The organism is Moorena sp. SIO4E2 (genome assembly GCF_010671945.1).
GTDB lineage: Bacteria > Cyanobacteriota > Cyanobacteriia > Cyanobacteriales > Coleofasciculaceae > Moorena > Moorena producens.
Genome location: NZ_JAAHIE010000030.1, coordinates 24,444 through 33,112 on the forward strand (window position 1 = coordinate 24,444; position 8,669 = coordinate 33,112).

The window sequence follows — 8,669 nt, forward strand, 5'->3', positions numbered from 1 at the left end:
ATGAAATACTTCACGCTTTCTTAGTCACGGTCTCAATCCTAGGAGTGCCATCGGTTTCTACCCAGGCAATGTAGGTGATACCGTGACCCAAGGCGTATGCTCTAATTTGTGCTGGTGAGCGTCCCCCTAAATCCATCTCTACCCTGACCAAATGCTCAGAATCTCTAAGTTTCTGGGCATAGGTAAAAGCTACCGCCTCAGCCTCGGGAAATTCTGGCACCACTAACCAATCACTAGCTGGTGTCCGACTGGGTAGTTGATTACTCGACAGTAAGACATAATGAAGGTCTTCTAGGTTGAGGCAAAAACCAATTCCAGGGTAGGTTTCTCCTTGAGGATGATATAGACTCAGCAATTGATCGTACCGCCCTCCCTGGCCTAAAACTCGGCTAGAGCCCTCGCTACTACTGACTACTTCAAAGACAATACCAGTGTAATAGTCAAAGGTTTGTACTAAGGTCAGGTCAAGAACAATCGGTAAGGGGCTAGCGGAACTACTATTTAAAAGTTCCACCAGGGATTTGAGATTGCTCACAATCTCGTGTTCTGATGAGTCTAAATCCAAGCTGGCAACCTTTTGCAAAACATCAGCAGGGTCTCCCCTCAGGTCAAAGAGAAACAATGCCCGCTCTCGTAATTCTGGGGATAGGGGTAACGTTTCTAGGCTAACACGGTCAAGATAGGCAATGGCTTGACGAACCTTGTCTTGCATAGGTTTGGGGAAGGGAGACAAAAGCGATCGCGTTAGCCGAGCTTCCCCCAAAATCAGGTGCCACTGCTGCAACCCTAAATTATTAAGACAATCGGCTAGCAACAGCAGAATTTCCCCATCTGCCAACAGCCCACCAACTCCCAATAATTCTACTCCCGACTGGTAAAACTCTAGTTGACGTCCGTGGTTACCTATAGTTGGTCTGCGAAATACATTGGCATTGTAATAGAGTCGCTGGGGTAAGGATAGGCAGGCTTCACTATTACTGCCAGCAATACGAGTGACCATTGCTCTGGCTATGGATGCCGTTAATTCTGGACGTAGCCCCAGCGTTCCTTCCTCAGCATCGTGCAACTGGATGACCGTGGAACGTTCGACAGCTCCTCCTGCCATCAAGGTATCCAACCATTCTAGAGTTGATGTGATAATCCGGTGATAACTCCAGCGGTGAAATACTTGCTGTAAGTGGTTAGCAATCCAGCGTTTTTGGGTAACTTCTAGGGGGAGTAAATCCCTTGCCCCTGGGGGTGGTTGATGAATCATTACTTTTTCTTTCCACCAAATAAACCACCAAATAAGCCACCACCAGATTTATTGGACGGTTTCCCTTTAGCTGCTTCAGGCGAAACCTTTGGCTGGCTACCGGCACTTTTCGGGGTTAATTCATTTAGAATCTGTTTCGCCTTCAATGCTTTTTCGTTCTGAGGGTTCAATTGCAACGCCTTATTAATGTGTACTTTAGCCATTGTCCCCTTATTTTGCTTCAAATAAGCAATTCCCAATAAACTATGGCAGTCGCTATTGTTTTGGTCCAACTTCAGAGCTTCTCGCAACTCCAAAACTGCCGCAGCAAAATTGTTTTTCACCAAATATCCTTCAGCACGGCGGATATAGCTATCCACTCGTGATACTCCCTTAGTCCCAACCGACCCTCCCTGTGATGTTGCACCGGTAGTAGTCTGACTATTTGGCTGGGTCACACCAGTTGCTTGAGTTTTCACAGGGGTTGAGACAGAAGTTTTTACCGTTTCGCCCTTACCACTTTTACACATCAAATAAACTAGGTTAAGTTCACTGATTTCGGCAATTTTTGCCAAGGCTTGGTCAAGGGCTTGGTATTGCTCTGATGCTAGGTGGTCAACTGAGGTTTTGTAAAGATTATCTAAATTTGCCCCTGCTTGTAATAATTGCTTAGCCGTTGCGCTAGCCAGGGAAATTTTATCTCCTTGAGCCCCTAACCGCTTACTCAAGTGACTTAGACTAGCAGCATAGTCACGATGACCTCTAGAGAGCTGTTCATAAGCAGGATTAACCAGCCGTGTTAACAGCAGATTTGCTTGATTTTTTTCCACTTCGGTACTGGCTTTGCAACTGTCGGGATGCAAACGTCTAGCAATTTGAAGGTACCGTTGACGGACTGCCTTAACATCCGCATCAACTGGAATTCCTAAAACTGCGTGGTAGTCAGTGAAATCAAGCTTGAAGAGTCCGTATTCAATTTTCAAAGACATAGGCAACTGTCCCATCTCAACTGCTGCAAGGCTCGTTTCTAGTATCTCTTAGATTAGATAATCTGGGTTTGTTTCGGCAATAAAAAGCAGCTGCTTCGTTGAAGAAGCAGCTGTATCTATCTTTTATGCCAATTAGAGTGCTTTAATTCATTCGGTAGGCTTTAGTAATCAAAATCGCCACCCATACCAGCACCAGCAGCAGTATTTTCCTTAGGCTCAGGCTTGTCTACCACAATACACTCGGTGGTCAACACCATACCTGCGATGGAAGCGGCATTTTGGAGAGCAGAACGAGTTACCTTAGCTGGGTCAACGATTCCAGCTTCAAACATATCTACAAACTCACCATTGGAAGCATTGTAGCCGACGTTAAATTCTTTTTCTTTAACTCGCTCAGCGATCACCGCACCATTTTGACCAGCGTTCTGGGCAATTCGCTTCAGAGGTGAAGACAGGGCACGAGCAACAATCAATGCACCGGTAAGTTCTTCAGCCTTCAGGTTCTCGTTTGCCCAAGTTTCTAGGTCAGGAGTCAGGTGAGCTAGAGTTGTACCACCACCAGGGACAATACCTTCTTCCACAGCTGCCTTGGTAGCGTTGATGGCATCTTCCAGACGCAGCTTGCGGTCTTTCATTTCCGTTTCTGTAGCAGCACCGACTTTAATCACAGCGACACCACCAGCCAGTTTAGCTAACCGCTCTTGCAGTTTTTCTTTGTCGTAGGAAGAATCCGTTTCGTCCATCTGACGGCGGATTTGCTCACAACGACCCTTCACTGCATTTTCGTTACCTTCAGCAACGATAGTGGTGTTGTCCTTAGTTATGGTCACACGACGGGCTTTACCCAGCATTTCCAGCTTAGCGTTTTCAAGCTTTAGACCTGCATCTTCGGTAATTACTTGTGCACCAGTTAGGGTAGCAATGTCTTCCAGCATAGCCTTACGGCGATCGCCAAAGCCAGGAGCCTTGACAGCTGCCACATTCAAAACACCCCGTAGGCGGTTGACCACCAAGGTGGCCAGGGCTTCTTTCTCAATGTCTTCAGCAATAATCAGCAACGGCTTGCCAGAACGAGCCACTTGCTCAAGTACTGGCACCAGGTCTTGTACCAGGGTGATTTTCTTGTCAGTGAGTAGGAGGTGAGGTTCTTCTAGAACTGCTTCCATCCGCTCAGTGTCAGTAGCAAAGTAGGGAGAGATATAGCCTTTGTCAAAGCGCATCCCTTCGGTAATTTCTAGTTCAGTGGTCATAGACTTCCCTTCTTCAAGGGAAATCACGCCCTCTTTGCCCACTTTGTCCATTGCGTCAGCAATCATCTGACCAACGGTCTCATCGTTACCCGCAGAGATAGAACCAACTTGGGCAACGGCTTTAGAGTCTTCTACTGGGCGGGCATGTTCAGCAATCTTGTCCACCAGAAACGCAGTAGCTTTATCAATACCCCGCTTCAGGGCGATCGGGTTTGCACCGGCAGCAACATTGCGCAAGCCTTCTTTGACCACAGCATGAGCTAGTACCGTAGCGGTTGTAGTCCCATCACCAGCAGCATCATTGGTTTTTGAAGCTGCTTGCCGAATCAGAGAAACACCAGTGTTTTCAATGTGGTCTTCCAGTTCAATCTCTTTAGCAATGGTGACACCATCATTAACAATTTGAGGAGCACCAAACTTCTTCTCTAACACTACGTTGCGACCTTTTGGTCCAAGGGTGACAGCTACAGCTTCAGTCAGAGTGTCCATTCCCTTTTCTAGGGCGCGACGAGCATTTTCGTTGTAAATAATGCGCTTAGCCATAGGTTTTGAGTTCAGTTCCTAACGGTGATTAAGGTTGAAGATAAAAGCCTTGAAGGTAAAAGGGTTGAGGGTTTAAGGGCTCAACTTGTTTGCCTTCAAGGTGTTAGCTGACGACTGCCAAGATGTCTTTTTCTGACAACAAAACGTACTCTTCGTTCCCTAACTTAATATCGGTACCAGCGTACTTGGAGTAAAGTACCTTGTCCCCTACTTTGACTTCGAGAGCAGCGTGAGAACCATCATCGTTGCGCTTCCCAGGTCCGGTGGCTACAATTTCCCCAACTTGAGGCTTTTCCTTAGCGTTATCGGGTAGTAGAATACCGCCAGCAGTTTTTTCTTCAGCGGCGCTTACCTTAACAAAAACTCGATCCCCTAAGGGCTTAACGGTGGAAACACTCAGAGTTACAGCTGCCATATCAGTTTTTCCTCTCTACTTCATCTGATTCATCTGAGCCGATTTAGCACTCTCAGCTCCTGAGTGCTAATTTACTCAAAATCAGCAGTACATGGCAATAAATACCTCTGTACGGGTTCCCGAACTCATAGCAGGTTAACAGATAGCAAATGCACGGATCAGATAGCTTTGGGTTATTATCTGTGTATCAGTATCGGTATGGTGTAGCTTGTCCCTATTTCATCAGGTGCGACCCGTGGCGAATTTAATTCGCCGACGGCAAGGGCACCTAGAAGGTTTTACATTAGTCCCAGAAATTGGTTAAAAAACCAGCACTGCAACCAATGGACTGCTGACCACTGACAACTAGGACAAGCAAATAGATATAACAGATAGGTTGTTACTCTCCCCCTTTAAGCATTCAGCTAATGCGCTACAGATGGTGCTACTTGAGGTGCTATCAGCCGTCACTTAATCAACGGTCGGTAGTAAACAAGCACCGGGAGTGCTGGTACGGCTGGTTGAAAATCCCTGCTCGTTTTACTGATCCAACGCCGTGCAGTTAAAGCCCCTGCTAGCTGATAGCTGATAACTGACCGCTGATAGCTGACCTCGCACTTTCAACTCATCCTCACACAAAAGCCCTAAAACTCATGCCAGCAGACAAAACTGAGCCTGAAGCTACCCAAGCATCTAATTCTGATAATTCTGATAATTCTGATAATTCTGATAATTCTGACACTTCCACTATCGAAGCATCAGAGCAAATTACCCTAGCTGCTAACATAAAAAGCTTAGGGCTTAATCAAATTCAGCGCCACATTTTCCTGTGTGCTGATCAAACTAAACCGAAATGCTGCTCAAAAGAAATTAGCCTTCAATCCTGGGAATATCTCAAAAAACGCCTTAAAGAGCTAAAACTAGACCAGCCCAAGGATGTTCAACCAAGTTGCATTTTTCGCACCAAGGCTAATTGTCTGCGAGTCTGTACCTATGGTCCTGTCATGGTAGTTTACCCAGACGGTGTTTGGTATCACAGTGCTACTCCTGAGGTGATTGAACGCATTATTCAAGAGCATATTATTGGCAACCAAGTTTTAGAAGACTATGCTTTTTTAGTTCATCCTTTGCCAGAAACTCTTCAACCATCTGCTTTAGACTACCAGGCAATGGAAGCAGCTCCTCCCCAACCCCAAGCAGGTTAACATCCTAGTTGTAATGAAGCCCACCTTGGCGACGCAACGGGTTCTAAAATCTACTGACTTGGCCAGCCTAGGGTTCCCGGTGCAACGTTCAAGTTAAGTCTTTTCCTTACCAACCCTAATTCTTACCAACCCTAATTATGGTGAGGTAGGATTATTGGTTGGAGAGTTAAAGCAGCTTGGTAACTTCCAGGCATTAGAAAAGGCAAGAGGTACTACCACTATTAACAAAATTAAGCAAGCAAAGTATAAAAAACGTTACAGTTATGAAGGACAATGCTGTAAGAGAGCAACAAAAACTGCTGCTGATTGATGATGACCCCAACCTCATATTGCTAGTCAAGGACTACCTAGAGTTTCGGGGATACGAGGTGATGACCGCTGAACATGGGAAAGAAGCTCTGGACATTTTAGAGCAGGATATTCCTGATATGATTATCTGTGACGTGATGATGCCAGAAATGGACGGCTATACCCTGGTAGAAAAGGTCAGAGATGATTCTCGCACCAGCTGCATTCCGGTACTATTTCTCTCAGCCAAGGGTCAAAGCCAAGATCGAATAAAAGGACTCAATAAGGGTGCGGATATTTATATGGTTAAGCCCTTTGAGCCAGAAGAACTGGTAGCACAGGTGGAATCTTGCCTCAAGCAAACTGCTCGTATGATGCAGCTCACAGTTTCTAATCCAGACAGCGCACCCAGAATTAACGTTCCTTACGATGTTGATTTGACTCCTACTGAGCGGAAGGTTGTCCAGTTTGTGGCAAGAGGTATGGCAAATCGGGAGATTGCTCAGCAGCTGAATGTTTCTCAGCGTACCATAGAAAGTCATGTGTCTAACATGCTAGGGAAAACTGGTCTCCATAACCGTACTGAATTAGCCCGTTGGGCAATTGAAAATAGTATGGCATAACGCTCCATACGCTCATTGGTAAAGCCTAGCAAGCCAACCTTGACCGTTCACTAATCACACAAGGACTAAGCTCGTGAGCCCAGAAACTATTGTTAACAATCCCACCCGACCGGCAGAGTCAGCTCCGGCTGGGGGTGCACCTTATGACCTAACTGAATTTGATGCTAGGGTCATGAAAACCTATGGACGCTTTCCTATTGCCTTAGAGCGGGGTGCCGGTTGCCATGTCTGGGATACTTCCGGGCGAGACTATCTTGACTTTGTGGCAGGGATTGCTACCTGTACCTTAGGTCATGCTCACCCAATTGTGGTAGAAACGGTAATTAAGCAAATCCAAAAGCTAAACCATGTTTCCAATCTCTACTACATTCCAGAGCAAGGGGCATTAGCGAAGTGGCTCATTGACCATTCTTGTGCAGAACGAGTATTTTTCTGTAACTCGGGAGCGGAGGCTAATGAAGCTGCTATCAAACTGGCACGGAAATATGGCCACACTGTGCTCGATATTGAACAGCCAGTGATTTTGACCGCTCAGGCCAGTTTCCATGGGCGAACCTTGGCAACAATCACAGCTACTGGCCAGCCTAAGTACCAGAAAAACTTTGACCCCTTGGTACCTGGGTTCGAGTACGTACCCTACAACGATATTCAGGCATTGGAAAATGCGATCGCAGATATTGATGAGGGAAATCGCCGGGTAGCAGCAGTGATGCTGGAACCATTACAGGGAGAAGGAGGTGTTCGGCCAGGAGACCTAGACTACTTCCAGCAAGTTAGAGAGATCTGTGATGAAACTGGCATCCTGCTGATTCTGGATGAAGTCCAGGTGGGTATGGGTCGCACTGGTAAATACTGGGGCTATCAGAATCTGGGAATAGAGCCAGATATCTTCACCAGTGCCAAGGGATTGGCTGGTGGCATTCCCATTGGAGCAATGATGTCTAAGAAATTCTGTGATATCTTCCAACCCGGAGAGCACGCTAGCACCTTTGGTGGTAATCCATTTGTCTGTGCAGTCGCCCTATCTGTAGGAAAAACCTTGGAACAGGAGAATATTTTGCAAAATGTTCAGGTGCGGGGTGAGCAGCTGCGCACCAGACTAACAGCGATCGCTCAGAAATATCCCGAAGTTATTGACGAAGTGCGAGGCTGGGGTCTAATTAATGGGCTTGTACTAAAATCAGATATCGATCTGACTTCCGTGGATGTAGTTAAAGCCGTTATGGAACGAAGTTTGTTGTTGGTACCAGCAGGACCAAAGGTAGTTCGCTTTGTTCCACCCCTAATTGTGTCAGCTCAGGAAGTTGACCAAGCGGCTCTTATTGTAGAGCAAGCCTTACAAGCTTTAGCTTAACCGTCAACGGTCAACCGTCAACTATCAACAATCTCGATAATCTTGACTTTAACTTGACCCTCACCTAACTGAATTTGTAGTTCTTCTCCAGGAGCCAAATGCCCTGTAGACGAAGCAATGGTTCCATCTGAGGTGCGCACTAGTGCATAGCCTCGTTGTAGGACTTTTTGAGGGTCAAGGGTATTGAGTTTTTCCTTGAGAAGTTGACAGTGCTGGATCCCTTGGCTCAGACGCTTTGATGTCACTTGCAACAATCGCTGATGCTGAAATGCAATCGCATTTTGTTCCTGGTGTAGTTGTTGGTCTAGAGCTAGGTGTCGCAATCGTGTTCGTAGATGGTGCAGTTGATGGCGAGATGCCTGTGTGATTTGAGTCACCGCTTGATAAAGGCTAGTCTGCCGCTGTTGATGTTCAGCATAAAGGGTGATCAGTTCTGGTACAGCTTGTTCCGCTGCTGCTGTCGGGGTGTGAGCACTGTAGTCAGCTACTAAGTCAGCTAAGGATTCATCCCGTTGATGACCAATACCGGTGATCACCGGTATTGAGCATTGAGCAATTGCTCGCACCACCCGTTCATCATTGAAACAAGCTAAATCCTCTGATGCTCCACCCCCCCGAGCTAATATCAGTAGTTTGGCTCTGCCATCCCGCTCGACTCGATCAATAGCGTTAACTATTGATGCGATCGCAAGTTCCCCTTGAACCTGAGCCGGTGAAAACAAGACTCGTAAACCAGGATACCGTTGCTGTAGTGTACGTTTAATATCTCCCCAAGCAGCCGCTTGGGGA

8 protein-coding genes are annotated in these 8,669 nt (G+C 46.6%); 3 read left to right on the plus strand and 5 right to left on the minus strand.

All coding sequences use genetic code 11. The features are described 5' to 3' along the window. Positions 1–10 precede the first annotated feature (10 nt). The 4 genes from F6K37_RS06100 to groES form a co-directional block, all read right to left on the minus strand. A complete protein-coding gene (locus F6K37_RS06100) occupies positions 11–1,255 on the minus strand; it encodes an ATP phosphoribosyltransferase regulatory subunit (RefSeq protein ID WP_008180314.1) in 1,245 nt (414 codons plus the stop codon). Then, a complete protein-coding gene (locus F6K37_RS06105) occupies positions 1,255–2,223 on the minus strand; it encodes a J domain-containing protein (protein ID WP_044492359.1) in 969 nt (322 codons plus the stop codon). Before F6K37_RS06105 ends, F6K37_RS06100 begins: the two co-directional genes overlap by 1 nt. A gap of 161 nt (positions 2,224–2,384) precedes the next feature. Beyond that, positions 2,385–4,016, minus strand: a complete 1,632-nt coding sequence (groL, locus tag F6K37_RS06110) for a chaperonin GroEL (protein ID WP_008180317.1) — start codon at positions 4,014–4,016, stop codon at positions 2,385–2,387. Between the two features lie 103 nt (positions 4,017–4,119). Next, complete coding sequence (gene groES, locus F6K37_RS06115; protein ID WP_008180318.1) at positions 4,120–4,431, minus strand: co-chaperone GroES; 312 nt, start codon at positions 4,429–4,431, stop codon at positions 4,120–4,122. 632 nt (positions 4,432–5,063) lie between these two features. Here groES and F6K37_RS06120 point away from each other — a divergent pair. The 3 genes from F6K37_RS06120 to F6K37_RS06130 all read left to right on the plus strand — a co-directional run bounded on the left by F6K37_RS06120 (position 5,064) and on the right by F6K37_RS06130 (position 7,880). Beyond that, positions 5,064–5,615, plus strand: a complete 552-nt coding sequence (locus F6K37_RS06120; RefSeq protein WP_008180319.1) for a (2Fe-2S) ferredoxin domain-containing protein — start codon at positions 5,064–5,066, stop codon at positions 5,613–5,615. Between the two features lie 263 nt (positions 5,616–5,878). Then, positions 5,879–6,526, plus strand: a complete 648-nt coding sequence (locus F6K37_RS06125; protein ID WP_008180320.1) for a response regulator transcription factor — start codon at positions 5,879–5,881, stop codon at positions 6,524–6,526. Positions 6,527–6,599: 73 nt separating this feature from the next. Beyond that, positions 6,600–7,880, plus strand: coding sequence for an aspartate aminotransferase family protein (locus F6K37_RS06130; protein ID WP_287248905.1), 1,281 nt, complete (start codon positions 6,600–6,602; stop codon positions 7,878–7,880). Positions 7,881–7,897: 17 nt separating this feature from the next. On the opposite strand, the gene xseA is transcribed toward F6K37_RS06130, so the two are convergent. Further along, on the minus strand, positions 7,898–8,669 hold a 772-nt coding region (xseA, locus tag F6K37_RS06135), incomplete at its 5' end, for an exodeoxyribonuclease VII large subunit (protein WP_287248908.1).

Bases quoted from the DNA above. Each gene is read 5' to 3' on its own strand.
- F6K37_RS06100 (WP_008180314.1), bottom strand. From the start codon at position 1,255: ATGATTCATCAACCACCCCCAGGGGCAAGGGATTTACTCCCCCTAGAA.
- F6K37_RS06120 (WP_008180319.1), top strand. From the start codon at position 5,064: ATGCCAGCAGACAAAACTGAGCCTGAAGCTACCCAAGCATCTAATTCT.
- groES (WP_008180318.1), bottom strand. From the start codon at position 4,431: ATGGCAGCTGTAACTCTGAGTGTTTCCACCGTTAAGCCCTTAGGGGAT.
- groL (WP_008180317.1), bottom strand. From the start codon at position 4,016: ATGGCTAAGCGCATTATTTACAACGAAAATGCTCGTCGCGCCCTAGAA.
- F6K37_RS06125 (WP_008180320.1), top strand. From the start codon at position 5,879: ATGAAGGACAATGCTGTAAGAGAGCAACAAAAACTGCTGCTGATTGAT.
- F6K37_RS06105 (WP_044492359.1), bottom strand. From the start codon at position 2,223: ATGTCTTTGAAAATTGAATACGGACTCTTCAAGCTTGATTTCACTGAC.